The 18947-nt window shown below is 69.4% G+C and carries 16 protein-coding genes; 10 read left to right on the top strand and 6 right to left on the bottom strand.

The window, feature by feature from the left end; translation table 11 throughout:
• Window positions 1-169: 169 nt before the first annotated feature.
• Window positions 170-1330, bottom strand: a complete 1161-nt coding sequence (locus WS87_RS11205) for a porin (protein WP_059815511.1) — start codon at window positions 1328-1330, stop codon at window positions 170-172.
• A 418-nt stretch (window positions 1331-1748) separates the two neighbouring features.
• Between WS87_RS11205 and WS87_RS11200 the strand changes: the two genes are divergently transcribed.
• Window positions 1749-2342, top strand: coding sequence for a flavin reductase family protein (locus WS87_RS11200; protein WP_059815507.1), 594 nt, complete (start codon window positions 1749-1751; stop codon window positions 2340-2342).
• Window positions 2343-2382: 40 nt separating this feature from the next.
• Here the strand turns inward: WS87_RS11200 and WS87_RS11195 are convergent, their stop codons facing one another.
• Window positions 2383-3279 carry a LysR family transcriptional regulator gene (locus tag WS87_RS11195; RefSeq protein WP_059815504.1) on the bottom strand — a complete coding sequence of 299 codons (897 nt, stop codon included), beginning with the start codon at window positions 3277-3279 and terminating at the stop codon, window positions 2383-2385.
• Between the two features lie 97 nt (window positions 3280-3376).
• Here WS87_RS11195 and WS87_RS11190 point away from each other — a divergent pair, with 97 nt between their 5' ends.
• From WS87_RS11190 to WS87_RS11175, 4 genes are all read left to right on the top strand, one after another.
• Window positions 3377-4675: a CitMHS family transporter gene (locus WS87_RS11190; protein ID WP_059523350.1), complete on the top strand. Its 1299-nt coding sequence runs from the start codon at window positions 3377-3379 to the stop codon at window positions 4673-4675.
• A gap of 39 nt (window positions 4676-4714) precedes the next feature.
• The gene (locus WS87_RS11185; RefSeq protein WP_059815500.1) at window positions 4715-6076 is read left to right on the top strand and encodes an acyclic terpene utilization AtuA family protein; all 1362 of its coding nucleotides are present in this window, start codon (window positions 4715-4717) and stop codon (window positions 6074-6076) included.
• Complete coding sequence (locus WS87_RS11180; RefSeq protein ID WP_059700641.1) at window positions 6076-6387, top strand: AtuA-related protein; 312 nt, start codon at window positions 6076-6078, stop codon at window positions 6385-6387. The genes WS87_RS11185 and WS87_RS11180 overlap by 1 nt, the downstream gene beginning before the upstream one ends.
• 302 nt (window positions 6388-6689) lie before the next feature.
• Window positions 6690-8519, top strand: a complete 1830-nt coding sequence (locus tag WS87_RS11175) for a methyl-accepting chemotaxis protein (RefSeq protein WP_059815497.1) — start codon at window positions 6690-6692, stop codon at window positions 8517-8519.
• 196 nt (window positions 8520-8715) lie between these two features.
• Here the strand turns inward: WS87_RS11175 and WS87_RS11170 are convergent, their stop codons facing one another.
• The 3 genes from WS87_RS11170 to WS87_RS33550 all read right to left on the bottom strand — a co-directional run bounded on the left by WS87_RS11170 (window position 8716) and on the right by WS87_RS33550 (window position 10683).
• A complete protein-coding gene (locus WS87_RS11170) occupies window positions 8716-9645 on the bottom strand; it encodes a phosphatidate cytidylyltransferase (RefSeq protein ID WP_059523347.1) in 930 nt (309 codons plus the stop codon).
• A 36-nt stretch (window positions 9646-9681) separates the two neighbouring features.
• Complete coding sequence (locus WS87_RS11165) at window positions 9682-10314, bottom strand: lysophospholipid acyltransferase family protein (protein WP_059523822.1); 633 nt, start codon at window positions 10312-10314, stop codon at window positions 9682-9684.
• A gap of 231 nt (window positions 10315-10545) precedes the next feature.
• A complete protein-coding gene (locus WS87_RS33550) occupies window positions 10546-10683 on the bottom strand; it encodes a hypothetical protein (RefSeq protein ID WP_159085658.1) in 138 nt (45 codons plus the stop codon).
• Window positions 10684-10766: 83 nt separating this feature from the next.
• Between WS87_RS33550 and WS87_RS11155 the strand changes: the two genes are divergently transcribed.
• The 4 genes from WS87_RS11155 (at window position 10767) to WS87_RS11140 (ending at window position 15062) form a co-directional block, all read left to right on the top strand.
• A complete protein-coding gene (locus WS87_RS11155) occupies window positions 10767-11372 on the top strand; it encodes a CDP-alcohol phosphatidyltransferase family protein (RefSeq protein ID WP_059691206.1) in 606 nt (201 codons plus the stop codon).
• 68 nt (window positions 11373-11440) lie between these two features.
• Entirely contained in the window at window positions 11441-13210 is a 1770-nt protein-coding gene (locus tag WS87_RS11150; RefSeq protein WP_059815494.1) for a bifunctional alpha/beta hydrolase/class I SAM-dependent methyltransferase, read from the top strand.
• Window positions 13207-14610: a phosphatase PAP2/dual specificity phosphatase family protein gene (locus WS87_RS11145; protein WP_059815492.1), complete on the top strand. Its 1404-nt coding sequence runs from the start codon at window positions 13207-13209 to the stop codon at window positions 14608-14610. The genes WS87_RS11150 and WS87_RS11145 overlap by 4 nt, the downstream gene beginning before the upstream one ends.
• Window positions 14610-15062, top strand: coding sequence for a hypothetical protein (locus WS87_RS11140; protein ID WP_059815488.1), 453 nt, complete (start codon window positions 14610-14612; stop codon window positions 15060-15062). The genes WS87_RS11145 and WS87_RS11140 overlap by 1 nt, the downstream gene beginning before the upstream one ends.
• A gap of 47 nt (window positions 15063-15109) precedes the next feature.
• On the opposite strand, the gene WS87_RS11135 is transcribed toward WS87_RS11140, so the two are convergent.
• On the bottom strand, window positions 15110-16132 hold the full coding sequence (locus WS87_RS11135; protein ID WP_236873180.1) for a sensor domain-containing diguanylate cyclase: 1023 nt from the start codon (window positions 16130-16132) through the stop codon (window positions 15110-15112).
• 504 nt (window positions 16133-16636) lie between these two features.
• On the opposite strand from WS87_RS11135, the gene bcsB reads away from it, so the two are divergent.
• On the top strand, window positions 16637-18946 hold the full coding sequence (bcsB, locus tag WS87_RS11130; protein WP_059815482.1) for a cellulose biosynthesis cyclic di-GMP-binding regulatory protein BcsB: 2310 nt from the start codon (window positions 16637-16639) through the stop codon (window positions 18944-18946).
• The last annotated feature ends 1 nt before the right edge of the window (window position 18947 follow it).

Below are 18947 nucleotides of genomic sequence, written 5' to 3'. Positions count from 1 at the left end.
GCCGTGAACGGCACAGCGAAGCGGAATGACGCGCGGCGCATCCGGCGCTGCGCGGGCCGTGGAAACGACGACGGCGGCCGCAGCCGCCGTGTGTCGATGAATCCCCGATTCCCGAATCCGGTACCGATCGACCGGCCGCGCCATGCCGCGCGCGGCCGGCCGTCGTCGATCAGAAGCGGTGACGCAGGCCGAGGTTGACCATCGTCTGCGAGCTCGTGCCGGCATAGCCGTACGAACCGATCGACGCCTGCGCGGCCATCGACCCGCCGTTGCCGTCGCCCGTCCGGCCGCTCGCGTGCTGATACGCGGCGGTCAGGTACACGTCGGTGCGCTTCGACAGGTTGTAGTCCGCGCCGGCCGACACCTGATGATAGGTCGCCGACGTATCGCCGCCCGAGCGCGTATAGCTGTAGCCGACGCCGACGAGCAGCGCATTGGTCGCCTGGTAGTTCACGAAGCCCTGGCCGGTGTTGTAGTGCTCGTTCGAGTTGAACACCGAGCTCGCGTCACGGCGGTACTGCGCGTTGCTGTAGCCGAGGCCGAACGTGAACGGGCCGGCGACGTACTGGCCCGCGATGCGGGCGATGCCGATCGAGTGCGCGCTCGCATAGCCGGTGTTGATCGGGCCGTCGAAGGTGCCGTCCGACGAGCTGGTCCAGCCGTTGCGCAGCCCGTTCGACGCGGGGCTGTTGGTCGCGTGGAAATAGCCGCCCGCGACGCTGAACGGGCCGTTGTTGTACGAAACGGCGGCCGAATACGACTGCGCGGCGCCGGTGCTGCCGGCGATGCCGCCGAACGAGTACATCGCCGAGAACTGCAGGCCCGAATACACCGCCGACGTGTACTTCACCGCGTTGTCGACGCGGAAGCTGTTGTCGTAGTTGTCGACGTCGCCCGGCGTCGCGAACACGCTGCCGAGATAGTTGTCGGCGGTGATGCCCTGCACGAGGTCGACGAGCGGATCGTACTGGCGGCCGAACGTGAGCGTGCCGTAGCGGTCGCTCGTCAGGCCGACGAACGCCTGCCGGCCGAACAGGCGGCCGCCCTGGCCCTGCCGGCCGTTGCTCGGGTCGAAGCCGTTCTCGAGCTGGAACAGCGCCTTCAGCCCGCCGCCGAGATCCTCGGTGCCCTTCACGCCCCACCGGCTGCCGGCGAGATTGCCCGCGCTGCTGTTGCCGAGCATCCAGGCATTGTCCTTGCCCTGCGCGTGATTCACGTACGTGATCGACGTGTCGATCACGCCATACAGCGTGACGCTCGACTGCGCATGCGCGGCGGGCATTGCCGCGAACGATGCGAGCGAAATCAGCGAGAGGGTCGTGCGTTTCATTTCATCTCCTGGCAATTGACTTGCTTTCTTGAACCGGATTGGCAGGAGACTACCGAGCCGCCGACGAACGGCAAAAACGAAATTCTCCGGTGTGACCTAAAGCAGACAGGCGCATGCTGCGGCAAGGTCCATTGAGAGATTCACATTATTGAGAATTGTGCATCAATCGATTTGAATTTCAGGATGGAGAGATCGGCGTATTGCCGGATTCGTGATAATTCCGCACGATTTTCAGGTGAATTTCGATGGCGACGCATTCGTCGTCGATTCATCAATTGATTATTTAATGAATTGAAGCGCGCGATGCGGGCCCGGTGTGTTATTGGGCGCTCGCGTTCGCCGTCTGCGGCGATTGGCTCAGGGTGCGAGAATGCGGCCTTCGGCCGGCACGCGTCGTGCCGCTCATCAGGGAACCCGCATGGACAGTCACATCGCTCCGGTGGAGCTGAAGAAAGCCTACCGTCTCCTAAACCACGGCCCGACCGTGCTCGTGTCGGCCCGTCACGACGGCGTCGACAACGTGATGGCCGCCGCGTGGGCCTGCGCGCTCGACTTCCTGCCGCCGAAGCTGACGGTCGTGCTCGACAAGTCGGCCAAGACGCGCGAGCTCGTCGAGCGCAGCGGCACCTTCGTCATCCAGGTGCCGACGGCCGCGCAGTTGCAGCTCACGCATGCGGTCGGCAGCGCCAGTCTCGCGGAGCGGCTGGACAAGCTGCGCGAGGCGGGCGTCACGCTGTTCGACGTCGAAGGCCACGACCTGCCGTTCGTCGCCGGCTGTTCGGGCTGGCTCGCATGCAAGCTGATTCCCGAGCCGCACAACCAGCAGACCTACGACCTGTTCATCGGCGAGGTGGTCGGCGCGTGGTCCGACACGCGCGTGTTCCGCGACGGCCACTGGTATTTCGAATCGGCCGATCCGGCGCTGCGCAGCCTGCACTACATCGCGGGCGGCAACTTCTATGCGATCGGCGAATCACTGCACGTCGATCCGGGCCAGCCGGACCCGCAATAAGCGTTCGGCCGGCGGCCGGCCGTCGTCGAGGGCGCGCGGCTCACGCGCGCTTTTTCAGTTCCGCCAGCATCGCGTCGGCGAACGCCTGCGCAACGCGCGACAGCGTGCGCCCGCGCTTCGCGACGAGCGCGATCGGCCGCACGAACGCGGGGTCGTCGATCGGCTTCGGGACGAGGTCGGGTTCGGCGCGCACCTCGCGCGCGGTCGCCGGCAGGATCGTCACGCCGAGGCCGCCGCGCACCATCGCGACGGCCGTCATCATGTAAGTCGGTTCGCACGCGATGTCGGGCGTGCAGCCGGCTGCCTCCAGCGCGGCATCGACGACGCTGCGCACGCTTGTGCCCTGTGCGGTCAGCACGAGCGGCACGGCGGCGACATCCGCGGTGCGCACGCGCCGCTTGCGCGCGAGCGGATGATCCTTCGGGCACACGGCGACGAGCCGGTCGGCGCCCGTGTACAGCACGTCCAGCGACGCGTCGAACGCATCGCCGCCGGTCAGCCCGAGATCGGCCTCCTCGTTGCGCACCAGCGCGGTGACGAGGCTCGCGACGCCGTCGCGAATGTCGAAGGCCGCGCGCGGCACGTCGCGCCGGAACGACTGAATCAGCTCCGGCAACATGCTCGACGCAAACGTCGGCAGGCACGCGAGCCGCACCGTGCCGCTCGCGCCTTCGCCGAGCGCACGCGCATCGCGCAGCACGCGCTCCATGTCGTCGAGCGAGCGCTGCAGCAGCGGCAGCAGTTCGCGCCCGGTCTGCGTGAGCGCGACGCTGCGGCTGTTGCGGTCGAACAACCGCGCGCCGACGATTTCCTCGAGCCGCCGGATCTGCACGGTCAGCGCCGGCTGCGACAGATGCAGCCGCGCGGCGGCGCGCGTGAAGTTGCCGGCGTGCGCGACGGTGACGAACGCGCGAATGTCGCGAAGGTTCAGATCCATAACGATTCGTGATTGCTGCGATCAAATCATTTCAATTGTGCTATTGCTGCGCCGACCTTACGCTCGTCTCCAATAAAAGACAAGGTAGGAGACACCGATGCTGCCGTTACTCGGGCTGGGCACGATCGTCGTGCTGCTGGCCGCGATTCTGTCCAGACGCATGTCGCCGCTCGTGGCGCTGATCATCGTGCCGATCGCGGCGTCGCTCATCGGCGGCTTCGGGCTGCATACCAGCAAATTCGTGATCGACGGGCTGAAGGGCCTCGCGCCCGTGGTCGGGATGTTCGTGTTCGCGATCCTCTATTTCGGGACGATCACCGATGCCGGCATGCTTGACCCGATCATCGACCGCATCCTGCGCGCGGTCGGCACGCGGCCTACGCGGATCGTGATGGGCACGACGCTGCTCGCGCTGCTGATCCATCTCGACGGCTCGGGCGCCGTCTGCTTTCTCGTGACGATTCCCGCGGTGCTGCCGCTGTACGACCGTCTGAAGATGGACCGGCGCGTGCTGGCCGCTGCCGTGTCGATGGCGGCAGGGATCAACTTCCTGCCGTGGACGGGGCCGATGATCCGCGCGTCGGCGTCGCTGCACCTGCCGGTGTCGGCGCTGTTCAATCCGCTGATTCCGGTGCAGGCGATCGGGTTGGTGTTCGTGTTCGGCGTCGCGTACTGGCTCGGGCGGCGCGAGGAGAAGCGGCTCGGCCTGTCGCGCGACGATGCGTCGATTCCGCTGCCGACACGCGAGCTGACGCCCGACGAGCAGGCGCTGCGCCGGCCGCATCTGTTCTGGTTCAACCTGGTGCTGACGCTCGTCGTGCTCGGCACGATGGTCGTGATGGGCGAGAAGATCCCGCCCGCGATCATGTTCATGGTGGGCCTGTGCGTCGCGCTGATGGTGAACTACCCGGACGTCGACATGCAGAGAAAGCGCATCGACGCGCATGCGCGCGCGGCGCTGATGATGGCCGGCATCCTGCTCGCGGCCGGCGTGTTCACCGGCATCATGCAGGGCAGCGGGATGCTGAAGGCGATGGCGCAGGCGGCGGTCGGCTTCGTGCCGCCGTCGATGGCCGGCCACATCCCGGTCGCGCTCGGCCTCGCGTCGATGCCGCTCAGCATGCTGTTCGATCCCGATTCGTTCTACTTCGGCGTGCTGCCGGTGATCGCGGAAGTGGCCGGCCAGCTCGGCGTGCCGGCCGTGCACGTGGGGCAGGCCGCGCTGCTCGGCCAGATGACGACCGGGTTTCCGGTCAGCCCGCTGACGCCCGCGACGTTCCTCGTCGTCGGCCTGTGCGGGATCGAGCTGGCCGAGCACCAGAAATTCACGTTCCCGCTGCTGTTCGGCGCCTCGATCGTGATGACGATCGCGTGCGTCGTGCTGGGCGTCTTCTGATTTTTCCCCGGCGCGCGAGCGCCGGACCACGGTATCGACATGACAGCAAAGCCATCACACGAACGGCGCGTACGCATCGGCGCGGGCGCCGGCTATTCGGGCGACCGGATCGAGCCCGCGATCGAACTGGCCGAGCACGGGCAGCTCGACTATCTCGTCTTCGAATGCCTGGCCGAGCGCACGATCGCGATCGCGCAGCAGGCGCGGCGCAAGGATCCGTCGCTCGGCTACGATCCGCTGCTCGACGCGCGCATGCATGCCGTGCTGCCGGTGGCCGCGGCCAGGGGCGTGCGGATCGTGTCGAACATGGGCGCGGCGAACCCGCGCGCGGCCGCGCGGCGCACCGCGCGGATCGCGCAGTCGCTCGGCCTCGCGGGGCTGAAGGTCGCGGCGGTCGAAGGCGACGACGTGCTCGACGTCGTGCTGCGCGGCGCGTTCCGTTTCGAGGAGTCGGGCGACGAGGTTGCCGCATATCGCGACCGCATCGTGTCCGCGAACGCGTATCTCGGCGCCGCGCCGATCGTCGACGCGCTCGCGGCCGGCGCGGACGTCGTGCTGACCGGGCGCGTCGCCGATCCGTCGCTGTTCGCCGCGCCGCTGATCCACGCGTTCGGCTGGCGAATGGACGACTGGGACACGCTCGGGGCCGCGACGGTCGTCGGCCATCTGCTCGAATGCGCGGGGCAGGTGACGGGCGGCTATTTCGCCGACCCCGGCTACAAGGACGTGCCGAATCTCGCGCGGCTCGGATTCCCGATCGGCGAGGTCGCGGCCGACGGCTCGGTCGTGATCACCAAGGTGCCGCACGCGGGCGGCCGCGTGAGCGCGGCGACCTGCAAGGAACAGCTGCTGTACGAGATTCACGACCCGGCGCGCTACCTGCAGCCCGACGTCGTCGCGGATTTCACGCGCGTGTCCGTTACGGAGGAGGCGCCGGACCGCGTGCGCGTGACGGGCGGGCGCGGCAGCGCGCGCACCGACACGCTGAAGGTGTCGGTCGCGTACGTCGACGGCCATATCGGCGAAGGGCAGATCTCGTACGGGGGGCCGGGCGCGCTGGCGCGCGCGCGGCTCGCGCTCGACATCGTCCGCGAGCGGCTCGCGCTGACCGGCGTGGCCGCGACCGAACTGCGCTTCGACCTGATCGGCGTGGATTCGCTGTACGGCGACGCGACGCCTGCCGTGCGCGGCGAGCCGGCCGAAGTGCGCGTGCGCGTGGCCGGCCGTGCGGCGAGCGCCGCCGAGGCCGCGCGGATCGGCGACGAAGTCGAGACGCTTTATACGAACGGCCCGGCCGGCGGCGGCGGCGCGTTCAAGTCGACGCGCGAGGTGATCGCGGTGCAGTCGGTGCTGTTGCCGCGCACGGACGTAACGCCGTCGTTTTCGTTCGTGGAGGCATGATGCAACTGCGTGAACTGGCGCATGCGCGCACCGGCGACAAGGGCAATACGCTCAACGTGTCGGTCATCTGCCGCGATCCGCGTCACTACGAACACCTGCGCGCGCATCTCGATGCGCCGGCGGTGAAGGCATGGCTCGCGGGCATCGTGCACGGCGATGTGGTGCGCTACGAACTGCCGGCGCTGGCCGCGTTCAACTTCGTGCTGCGCGATGCGCTCGGTGGCGGCGTCACGCGCTCGCTCGCGCTCGACGCGCACGGCAAGTCGGTCAGCTCGGCGTTGCTGGCGATCGACTTGCCCGATCCGGCGTGACGGCGTGACGGTGTGCGCGGCCACCAGGCCGCTCGCTCGCCGTCACGTTCGCGCTCACGGAATCGGCAGGTCGCGACGGCGATCCGCGTGGTCGACGCGTTCGCCTGCAATGGCTCCCATCCCGCCGGCGCGTTGAGCCCTCGGCGATATCGATCCGCCTGGCTGCTGCCCGGGGGGCTTCCGGTTTTTTTTGAGCGGTCTGACCAGTCCAACCTCAAGTTGCCTCCCGACCGGTCGTTAAACCCGTTTGCGTACTCATTTGACTGTTCGATAACAACGCGCAACCGGAGATCGCCGTCATCATGCTGTCATCAATTCGTGCCCGGATCGTGGCAACCTGCGTCGCCATCGTCGTGACGGCCCTCGCCGTCACGGGCGGGCTGGTATACGAGGTCGTCCAGCGACACAACGACGAAACCATCGACCAGAACCTGCGTTCGGTCCTCGCCGGCCATGCGCTGGCGCTCGACGAGTGGGTCGCGAGCCGCGCCCAGCAGACCCAGGCGCTCGCGGACACGCTGGCGATCGGCGAAGGCGATCCGCTGCCGGCCCTGACGCTGCTCGGCAAGTCGGGTGGGTTCCAGGTGCTGACGCTCGGCCTGCCGGACCACACGGCGTTCTCGAACATCCCGCTCGCGTCCGGTTACGATCCGACCGCGCGTCCGTGGTACAAGCAGGCGGTCGAGGCCGGCCGGCTCGTCGTCACCGCGCTGTACCAGGACGCATCGACCGGCAAGCCGGCTTTTGCATTTGCGGTGCCGATCATGCGCGGCGGCGCGCTGAAGGGCGTGCTGGCGGCGAGTCTGTACATGGAACGCGCGAGCGCGATCGTCGCGTCGATGCACCCGACGCCGGCGAGTTTCGCGTTTCTCGTCGACCGCGGCGGGCGCCTCATCGCGGGCGTGAAGACCGACCTGATCATGAAGCCGGCCGTGCAGCTGTCGCCGGAACTGACACCCGATCGTCTCGCTGGCCTGCAGCGTGCGAGCGAGCCGGTGGCGATCGCGGTGGACGGCGTGACCAAGCTGCTCCGTGCGCAACCGATCGCCGGCACGGACTGGTCGCTCGTGATGGCGCTCGATCGGTCGGACGTGACGGCCGGCATGCGCGCGGTCGCGACGACGACGCTCGTGGCCATCGTCATCGTGGCGTGTATCGCGGCCGCGCTCGTCGGCGCGCTGACGAATGCGGCATTCAAGCGCGTGCTGCTGGTGCGCGATGCGCTGACCGATGTCGCGAGCGGCAGCGGCGACCTGACGAAACGGCTGCGGGCGGACGGCAACGACGAGGCTGCGCAGATCGCGCGCGCGTTCAACGTGTTTGCGGAAAAGATTTCGGCGATCCTGCTGCAGATTCGCGGGTTCAGTGAATCGGTGAGCGTGGCGAGCGCGGAGATCGCGCAGGGCAACCAGGACCTGTCGAGCCGCACCGAGCACGCGGCGTCGAGCCTGCAGGAGACCGCGGCGGCGCTCGAGGAGATTGCCGGCACGGCGCGCAACTCGGCCGATGCGGCGACGCAGGTGAGCCGGCTCGCGGAATCGGCGTCGGGCGTCGCGATGCGCGGCGGCGAGGTGGTGAGCCAGGTGGTCGCGACGATGGGTGAGATCACGGCGGCCTCGAACGAAATCTCGAACATCATCGGCGTGATCGACGGCATCGCGTTCCAGACCAACATTCTCGCGTTGAATGCAGCCGTCGAGGCGGCGCGCGCGAACGAGCACGGGCGCGGCTTCGCGGTCGTCGCGGGCGAGGTGCGCACGCTCGCGCAACGCAGCGCGCAGGCCGCCAAGGAAATCAAGCAGCTGATCCAGGCGTCCGTCGACAAGATCGAGGGCGGGTCGGGGCTCGTGCACACGGCGGGCGCGACGATGGACGAGATCGTCGAGGGCGTGCGCGGCATCACGAGCGTGATCGCGGAAATGTCGGTCGCGGCGAACGAGCAGAGCACCGGCCTCGCGCAGGTGAATCAGGCGGTGTCGCAACTCGATCACTCGACGCAGCAGAACGCGGCGCTCGTCGAGGAGTCCGCCGCGGCCGCGGCGCTGTTGCGCGAGCAGGCGGCGCAGCTCGCGCAAACGGTCGGCGAATTCAAGCTCGCGCGTCCGCAAACGGCCGATACGGCACCGGCATGATGCGGCGCGCGCAGGTCCGGGTCAGGTCGAGCAGCGCGACCGATTCGCGGGCGAAGCGCCGCTTGCTGCCGAGCGACTTGCACGTCGTGCGCACATCGTCGCGCACGACGTTGAACCGCACGCCGTCGTCGACCGCGCTGTGCGTGAGATCGAGCGTGCAGTAATCGGGACCGGACGGCGTCGCGCCGTCCCGGTATTACACGTACACGTAGCGCACGAGGTGGAAGAACACCGGCGCCGCGAAGCAGATCGAATCGACGCGATCGAGCATCCCGCCGTGGCCCGCGATCATCGAGCCCCAGTCCTTGGTGCCGAGCGAGCGCTTCACGGCCGACAGCACCAGGCCGCCGACGAAGCCCGCGATCACGATCGCGAGCGAGATCCCGAACGCCGCGCCGAAGCTGAACGGCGTCACGCGATACAGCGACGCGCCGCACAGCGTCGCGAGCAGGCCGCCGCCGACGAAGCCCTCGACCGTCTTCGACGGCGACAGGCGCGGCGCGATCTTGCGGCGCCCGCACAGCTTGCCGACCACGTACTGCAGCACGTCGCTGATTTGCACGACGAACAGGAAGAAGAACAGCAGCAACGCGTTCTGCCCGGCGTAGCGCGGGATGTCGAGGATCAGGACGGCCGGCGCATGGCTCAACCCATACACGCAGACCATCAGCGCCCAGTTGATCTTCGCGTTGCGGCTCAGGAATTCGCGCGTGTCCTGCGTGAGCGCCGACACCAGCGACATCGCGAAGAACAGGTGCACCGGCACGAAGATCGAATACATCCCGTACCAGTTGATCCCGAGCAGCAGGTACTGCACCGGAATTGCGATGAAGAACGCGATGAAGAGCGTCGTGTGGTCGCTTGGGGTCGTCGGCGTGAGCGTGATGAATTCGCGCAGCGTCAGGTACGACAGCAGCGCGAACACCAGATACGTGACGTTGTTGCCGAGGCCGATCGCGATGACCATGATCGCGATCATCGCCCACCACGCGCGGATGCGCTGGTTCAGGTTGACGATGGTCGCGCTGGTGCCGCCGCTGCGCGCGCCGAGGATCGCGCCGATCACGGTCGCGAGCACCAGCACGCCGGTGACGCCTGCGACCAGTTCCCAGAAGAGAGTTCGCATGGAGAGGTCCGGAAAAGGGAGAGGAGGGCGCCGCGTTCAGCCGGCCGGCCGCTGCGGCGGCGCGAGCGCGACGATCGCGTCGCGCATGCGGGCGAGGAAGGTCGGCTTGTCTTCGCCGGCACCGAGCGCATCGTTCGCGCCGAAGTGCACCTTGCAGATCAGCGGCACGGGCCAGATCGCGCCCTTCGGCATGATGCGCTGCAGGTTCTCGAGATAGACCGGCGCGAGCGCGACCTCCGGAAACTCGGTCGCGAGATGGAACAGGCCGCTCTTGAACGGCTGCGGCAAGACTTCGGCGCCGCGCGTGCCTTCCGGAAAGATGATGATCGAGTGGCCTTGCCGCAGTGCATCGCGCACCGGGTCCAACGGGTCGCCGCCGCTTTCGCGGTGGCGGTCGATCAGCACGACGTTCAGCAGCTTCTGCGCGATGTGACGCTTCACGTTGCTGCTGTCCCAGTAGTCGCGCGCGGCGACGGGCCGCACGACCGCGCGCACGTCGCGCGGCAGCGCGGCGAGGATCGCGAGCGTGTCGATGTGGCTCGTATGGTTCGAGAAGTAGATCTTCTGCGTCGGGGAAGGCGGCGCCTGATGCCAGACCGGATACGCACCGGCGACCAGCCGCACGATCGACAGCAGGAAATCGCGCTGCCAGACGTTCAGGATGTTCATCGGCGCGGCGCCTCCTGCATGCATGCCCGCGCGGCCGCGCATGCGCGGCGGGCGGAATCCCGGAATGCCGGCGCAGCAGGACGCGCGCCGGACGGCCATTGTTTAAGTTTTTTCAAATTCGTGGCTGCCTGTCGCAGGGCCGCGATAATCGGACGATGCGCCGGCGGGTGTTGCGTCGCGGCGAATTCGCCGTTCGACGGCGTGATAATCGGCTGTTGCACGAGCGCCCGGTCACAGTTCGAATGAATTGCTGCGCTCGTGGGCCAGCGGATTATCGCGAGTTTCCGTCGAAAACGCCAGATTGCCCGGCGCGGCCGGCGCGGGGCGCGGCTTGACGCGTCGGGGCCGCTCGGCGACGATGACGACCACCTGTCGAAAGCCGAAGCCGACGGGCGTGCTGCCCGGGGCGGGGCAGCGGCAAACGTGTCCGAACGTGAAGAATCAATAAAACGATGAGCCTCTACGCACTCAAACCGAAATTCCAGAATCGTCTACGTCCGTTCGCGGATTCGCTTGCCGAACGCGGCGTCACCGCCAACCAGGTCACGCTGTTCGCGGCCGGCGGCTCGATCGTCGTCGGCGCGCTCGCGGGGCTTGGCGTGTTCGCCCGCGTGCTGTTCCTGCTGATTCCGATCTGGCTGTTCGTGCGGATGGCGCTCAACGCGATCGACGGCATGCTCGCCCGCGAGCACGGGCAGAAGAGCACACTCGGCGCGTACCTGAACGAGCTTGGCGACGTCGTGTCCGACGTCGCGCTCGTGCTGCCGTTCCTCGCGATTTCGGCGTTCGCCGCGGCGGACGTCTGGCTGTTCGCGCTGACGGCGGTCATCGTCGAATGCGCGGGGCTGATCGGCCCGCTCGCCGGCGCGACGCGCCGCTACGACGGCCCGTTCGGCAAGAGCGACCGTGCGCTCGCGCTCGGTGCGTTCGCGCTGTGGATCGGCTTCGGTCTACCGGTCGGCAGCGTCGCCGCATGGCTGTGGCGCGTGCTGATCGTGCTGTCGATCGTGACGGTGGTGCGGCGCGTGCAGGCCGGGATCGCCGAAGCGGGCGGCTGACGGCCGTAGTGGGACCGGCGCCGGAGGGCGGCGCCGCATGATTCGAATAACGAAACGAGAGAGATCGCATGAACGCACGCACGGCCCGCGAGGCCGACTTCATCACGCACGACGGCGAAACGCTGTTCTATCGCCACTGGCCCGCGACGGGCCCGCGCTGCCGCGGCGCGATCGTGCTGCTGCATCGCGGCCACGAACATTCGGCGCGTGTCGCGCACCTCGTCGACGAGCTCGACCTGCCGGACTTCGCGTTCTTTGCGTGGGATGCGCGCGGTCACGGCCGTTCGCCCGGCGCGCGCGGCTACAGCCCGAGCGCGGCCGCGTCGGTGCGCGACTTGCAGACCTTCGTCGAGCATATCCGCGACACGCACGGCATCGCGATCGAGGACATGGCCGTGGTCGGCCAGAGCGTCGGCGCGGTGCTCGCCGCCACCTGGGTACACGACTACGCGCCGCCGATCCGCTGCCTCGTGGTCGCGTCGCCGGCGTTCCACATCAAGCTTTACGTACCGTTCGCGCGGCCGGGGCTGCGGCTGATGCACAAGCTGCGCGGGCTGTTCTACGTGAACAGCTACGTGAAACCGAAATTCCTCACGCACGATCCCGAACGGATCGCCAGCTATGCGGCCGATCCGCTGATCACGCGGCCGATCGCCGTGAACATGCTGCTCGACCTGCACGACACCGCGAAGCGGATCGTCGCCGATGCGGCCGCGATCACCGTGCCGACGCAGCTGCTGATCTCGGGCGCCGACTGGGTCGTGCATCGCGGCCCGCAGGACCGCTTCTTCGAGCGGCTCGGCGCCGCGCGCAAGGAGCGCATCGTGCTGCCTGGCTTCTATCACGACACGCTCGGCGAGCGCGACCGCGCGCAGGCGCTCGCGCCGCTGCGCGCGTTCGTGCTGCGCGAGTTCGATACGCCGAGCCCGCGCGTGTCGCTGGCCGACGCCGACCGGCGCGGCGCATTCCACGACGAATACGCGGCGCTCGGCCGCCCGCCTGCGAACCCGTTCGCACGGGCGTACTGGGCGATCACGCGGGCGGGTCTGAAGGCCGGCGGCGCGCTGTCGGACGGCATCGCGCTCGGGCTGCGGCTCGGCTTCGATTCGGGTTCGACGCTCGATTACGTCTACCGCAACCGCGCGCAGGGCCGGCTCGGCGTCGGCGCGCTGATCGACCGCACCTATCTCGATTCGCCGGGTTGGGTCGGCATCCGTCAGCGGAAGGTGCATCTGCAGGAACTGATCGGTGCGGCGATCGGCCGGCTGCGCGGCCACGGCGAACCGGTGCGGATCGTCGACATCGCGGCCGGGCATGGCCGCTATGTGCTCGACGCGATCGCGACGGCCGCCGAACGCGACGGCGCGGCGCCCGACGACATCACGCTGCGCGACTACAGCCCGCCGAACGTCGAGGCAGGGCGTGTGCTGATCGCGCAGCGCGGTCTCGAGCCGATCGCGCGCTTCGAGCGCGGCGACGCGTTCGACGAGGCGTCGCTCGCGACGCTCGAGCCGCGTCCGACGCTGGCGATCGTGTCGGGGCTGTATGAACTGTTCGGCGAGAACGCGCTGATCGAACGCTCGCTGCGCGGGCTTGCGCAGGCGGTGCCGCCCGGCGGCTATCTCGTCTATACCGGGCAGCCGTGGCATCCGCAGCTCGAATTCATCGCACGCGCGCTGAACAATCATCGCGGCGACGCGACCTGGGTGATGCGCCGCCGCTCGCAGGCCGAGATGGACGAGCTCGTCGCGCGCGCGGGCTTTCGCAAGCTCGACCAGCGTATCGACGAGATGGGCATCTTCACGGTTAGCCTCGCGCAGCGGGTCGACGCGTCATGAGCGCGTTCGGCGGCGGCGCGGGCGACAGTCTCGCCGAGTCGGCGGCCGGTGCGCGCGACGCGTCGTTCGCGCTGCGCGTCGGCTGGCTCGCGGCGATGGGCGCGGTGTTTTTTTCCTCGTACGGCTTCGCGAACTGGCTCGCCGCGCGCCGCGCCGTGGTGCCGACCTTCGCGTTCGGCTGGGAACATGCGATTCCGTTCGTGCCGTGGACCATCGTGCCGTATTGGTCGATCGACCTGCTGTACGCGCTGTCGTTCTTCTTCTGGACCCGCCGCGACGATCTGCTCGATCACGTGAAGCGGCTGTTGACCGTGCAACTGGTGTCGGTCGCGTGCTTCGTCGCGTGGCCGCTGCGCTTCGGCTTCGAGCGGCCCGACGCGGGCGGCGTGGCCGGCGCGCTGTTCACGCTGCTGATGGGGTTCGACAAGCCGTTCAACCAGGCGCCGTCGCTGCACATCGGCCTGCTCGTCGTGCTGTGGGCCGTCTATGCGAAGCAGTTGCGCGGCACGGTCGCTCGGTTCGTGCTGCATCCGTGGTTCGCGGCGATCGGCGTGTCGGTGCTGACGACCTACCAGCATCACGCGATCGACGTGCCGACCGGTGCGGCCGTCGGCTGTCTGGCGCTATTCCTGTTTCCGTTGCGTGACGCCGCGGGGCGACTGCCGGGCGCGACCGGTTCGCCGTCCGCCGGCGGCCGCGCGCTCGCCCGCCGCTATGCGTTCGGCGCGGCGCTGGTCGCGCTGGTGGCGCTTGGCTGCGTGTCGCGCGCGCCGGGCTGGGCGTTGGCGGCCGGGTGGGCCGCGCTGGCGCTCGCGTGCGTCGCGTGGATCTACCGGCGCGGCGCGCCCGGTGCGTTCCAGAAGGACAACGCGGGCCGTTTCCCGATGTTCATCCGCTGGCTGCTCGCACCGACGATCGCCGGCGCGTTCGTCAACTCGCGGGTGTGGACGTTCCGGCATCCGGCGCCGGCGCGGATCGACGAGCGCGTGTCGATCGGCCGCACACCGACCACGCGCGACCTGCGACGCCACGGCTTCACCGCGCTCGTCGACCTGACGGCCGAGATGCCGCGCTGGGCCGCGGCCGACGCGTCGCTCGCGTATGCGTCGGTGCCGCAGCTCGACCTCGTCGCGCCCACCGCGGCGCAGCTCGAGGCGGCCGTCGCGGCGCTCGAACGCCTGCACGCAGACGGGCGCGACGTGCTGATCTGCTGTGCGCTCGGCTACGGGCGCAGCGTGCTGTGCGCGGCTGCCTGGCTCGCCGCGCGGCGGGGGCTCGGCGACGCGCGCGACGCGCTTGCCGCAGTGCGGGCGATGCGGCCGCGCGCGGTATGGTCGGACGACGGCGTGGCCGTGCTGCAGGACTGGATCGACCGCCGCCGCGCGACGGGAGCGGCGTGATGCGCGACCCGTCCGCACCGTTCAGGATCGCCGCCGCGCGCGGGGCGCTCGACGCCGGCGCGTGGGCGATCGCGGCCGCGCTGGCCGCGGCCGGCGCGGGCTGGTGGATTGCGGCGGGCTGGCCGCCGGCGACGATCGCGCGTGTGCTGCTGGCCGTGATCAGCACCGGGTCGGGGATTGCCGCGCTGTGGTACGCGGTGCGCATCGAGATCGACCGGCGGCTGTTCGCCGCGCTCGCGCGCACGGCATCGGGCGAGGCGTCGGCCGACGACGGGCTGGCCGCGCTCGATCGCGCGCTTGCCGACCTCGGCTGGATCGACGCAGGCAAGGCCGGACGCGCGCTCGACGCGCGGGTGCGCGGTGCGGTCGGGTTGTGCCGTGCCGGTGTGCTGGTCGCGATCGTGCAGTGGATCGTGGTCGGTTTGGCGATCGCGGTGGCGCGGGCCGGCTAACCATCCGTGACCGGCCGGACGGCCGAGGCCCGGGCCGGTCAAGCGGGTTACGCGTGCGCCGCCCGCTGCGTCCGCGTGCGCTTCACCTCGTACATCGCCTGGTCCGCATGCTCGATCAGCACGTTCATGTCGGTGCCGTCGTCAGGCAGCATCGCGACGCCGACACTGACGCCGAGCCGCAGCGGATGTCCCTCGAATTCGAACGGCTCGCCGACCTGCCGGGCGAGCCGTGCGCGTTGCGCATCGACGTCGTCGCGGCTGCCGATGTTCGGCAGGATCACCGCGAACTCGTCGCCGCCCACGCGCGCGACCGTATCCGAGCGCCGCACGGCGCGCTGCATCCGCGCGGCGATCTCGCGCAGCGCGGCGTCGCCCGCGCGGTGGCCGTAGCCGTCGTTGATCGGCTTGAGCCCGTCCATGTCGATGTTGAGGATGCCGAGCCGGCCGTTCGCGCGCAGCGCCGTATGCATCGACTGGCGCAGGCGGTCGTAGAACAGCGCGCGGTTCGGCAGGCCGGTGAGCGCGTCGTGCGTCGCGCGCAGGTACAACTCGTTGGCCTCGTTGCGCGCCGCGTGGAACATCGCGGCGGCGATCAGGTCGGCCGTGAGCCGCAGCGTCCCGGCATCGGCGGCCGAAAAACCGTCGATGTCCGGCGACATCACCTTCAGCACGCCGACCGTCGTGTCCGCGTGGGTGAGCGGCATCACCAGCATCGAGCGCAGCCCGACCCGGCGGCACGCATCGCGGTCGACGCGCGGGTCGGATTCCGAATCCTTGCAGTGCAGCAGTTCGCCGCGCGTCACGCACAGGCCGGACAGGCTGCCCGAACGGCGCAGCCGCAGCCCGAGCATACCGGCGGCGGAGCCAGATGCGGCGCGGTACACCATGTCGTCGCCTTCGGCGAATTCGACCGCCGCGCCGCTCGCGCCCGTGAGCTGCGGCACCTGCTCGGTCACGTAAGCCATCACGCTGCCGAGGTCGAGACCGAGTTTCGCAATCTCGGTCTGCGCGGCGATGATGCGCAGCAGCGTGTCGGAGGACGGGGTGGCGGTGTCGACGATTTGATCCAAGTCAGTTTTCCATGAAGAAAGCTCAGCACGCGGCCCGGGCTTGCGGTAGCATACGCGCCGCTCACGCGGCAGCGCGTTCCGGGCGGCCCGCAACGGGCCGCCGCCGGCATCCGGCCGGTTTCCCGGGGCGCCGGACCGCCGGTTCGGCAGCGCCGGCAGTATGCCGGTCGGTCTGGCCGGCGGCAACGGTGTAACTCTTGCCATTCCATCGCGACGCGCAGCATTTCCGACCGGATTGAGTTGTTTTTCGCTTCGTCAGCACGAATCAGGGTGAGTTTTGTCTTGATTTTGAGATAGTGTGACGAATGTGCGAGCGCCGGTGCCCGGTGCGCGCTGTCCGACGAATCGGCAGCAAAATGATTCGCCGCGTCGTTTCGATAAATGCATTCAGGCCAGACTTTGAGGGGAAGCAGTGGGGATGTGCACTCACGGGCATAGCTGCTTTGCGCGCGTCGGTTGCGGCGCGCTTGATGACCGGACGATCTTGACGAAGCGGGGCCGCGCATGAAGCCGGCCGCGTCGCTGTTCGTCCTGTCGCTCGCCACGTTCGGCGCGTTCCACGCGGCCGCGCTGTCGGCCGCGCCGATGCCGGCTGCGGCCGCTTCGGCGTCTGCCGGCAGTCCGGCCGTGACGGCGACCGCCAGCGGCGCGGCCGTGCCGAGCGCCGCCAGCACGGCGTCCGCCGGCCAGCCCGCGACGACCGTGCACCTGCCGTTCGCGTCGCTCGGCGCGTTCGATCCGGTCCACCTGCGCGGCGCCGACGACGCGCGCACGATCAATGCGGGCGTGCGGCTCGACCGCGTGGTCACCGGCGCGCGGCTGCGCCTGACCTACGCGTATTCGCCGTCGCTGGTCTTCCCGATGTCACACCTGAAGGTGTCGATGAACGGCGAGGTGGTCGCGACCGTCCCGTTCGACGCGACGCGCGCGGGCCGCACGGTCACGCAGGACATCCCGATCGATCCCCGCTACTTCTCCGATTTCAACCAGATCGGCCTGCGCCTGATCGCGCATTACTCGCTCGACCACTGCGAGGACCCGTCGAGCTCGGCGCTGTGGGCCGACGTGAGCCCGACGAGCGAACTGATCCTCGACGAGTCGCCGGTGCGCCTGCCGAACGATCTCGCGCTGCTGCCCGCGCCGTTCTTCGACCGGCGCGACAACGGGCTCCTGCGGCTGCCGTTCGTGCTGCCGGCGTCACCCGACTCGGCGACGCTGCGCAGCGCCGGCGTGCTCGCGTCGTGGTTCGGCGCGCAGGCCGACTACCGGCAGGCGCGCTTCCCGGTTGCAGCGACGCTCCCGGCCGACGACCAGGCGGTGGTGGTCGGCACGGCCGCGACCTTGCCGGCCGGCCTCGCGCTGCCGTCGGTCAACGGCCCGCTGCTCGCCGTCGCCGACAACCCGGCCGCGCCGGGCCGCAAACTGCTGGTCGTGACGGGCCGCACGGCCGCCGAGGTCGACGACGCGGTCGCGGCGCTCGTGCTCGGCCGCGCGGCGCTGTCGGGCCCGGCGGCGACGGTCGCGCACGTGGATCTCGGCGCGCCGCGCAAGCCGTACGACGCACCGCGCTGGCTGCCGGTGAACCGGCCGATCACATTCCGCGAATTGGTGTCGGACCCGCGCGAACTCGAAGTGCGCGGCACGTCGCCCGACGCGATCCGGCTGAACCTGCGCGTGCCGGCCGATCTGCATTCGTGGAACGGCTCGGGCGTGCCGATCACGCTGCGCTATCGCTACACCGCGCCGACCGTGCAGGACAACTCGACGCTCGCCGTCGAGATCAACGAACAGCTCGTGAAGTCGTACCGGCTCGGGCCGGCCCATGCGGAAGACGCGCGCGGGCGCATGCAGCTGCCGCTGCTGTCGGTGCCGGAAGGGCGCGTGACGAGCGATGTCGACATTCCGGCGTTCCGCGTCGGCAGCGGCAACCAGTTGCAGTTCCGCTTCACGCTCGATTCGCAGAAGACGGGGCTCTGCTCGAGCACCGCGACCGAGCCGCAGCGCGCGGCGATCGATCCGGATTCGACGATCGACTTCTCGCACTTCGTCCATTACGCGCAATTGCCGAACCTCGCGTTCTTCGCGAACAGCGGTTTCCCGTTCACGCGCTTCGCCGACCTGTCGCAGACGGCGGTCGTGATGCCGGACCGGCCGTCGCCGCAGGAGCTGGAAGCCTACCTGACGATGCTCGGCCACATGGGGCAGTGGACCGGCTTCCCGGCGCTGCGCGTGCAGGTCGCGCGGCCCGGCGACGTCGCCGCGCTCGCGGGCCGCAAGGACCTGCTCGTGATCGACGGCTCGCCCGCGTCGCCGCTGCTGTCGCACTGGCGCGCGGCGTTGCCGCTGTCGATCGACCAGCAGGCCGGCACGGGCGCGACGCGTGTCGCGTTCTCGGTGAAGGAACGCTGGCGCAACGGCGTCGGCATGGCCGACGGCGGCGCGCATATCGAACAGACGGGCTCGCTCGCGGCGCTGGCTGGGTTCGAGCTGCCGGGCAGCCATGGCCGCAGCGTCGTGGCGCTGACGGCGACCGACCAGGCGCGTCTGGCCGATCTGCTCGACGTGTTCGAGAAGCCGGGCCTCGTGTCGCAGTTGCAGGGCGACCTCGCGCTGGTGCGGCCGGGGCAGGTCGACAGCCTGCGCGTCGGCGAGCCGTACGTGGTCGGCTTCGTGCCGTGGTACGCGCGCGTCTGGACGCAAGCGGCGCGGCACCCGGTGGTGCTCGGCGTGGTCGGCGTCGTCGCGGGGCTGCTGCTCGCGCTCGGCGTGTTCAGCGTGCTGCAGAGAATCGCCGCGCGCCGACGGGGGATGTAAC

Source organism: Burkholderia sp. MSMB0856 (genome assembly GCF_001524645.2).
Lineage (GTDB): Bacteria > Pseudomonadota > Gammaproteobacteria > Burkholderiales > Burkholderiaceae > Burkholderia > Burkholderia diffusa.
Note: the sequence above shows the minus strand (reverse complement) of the source record. Positions and strands in the feature narration are given on the sequence as shown.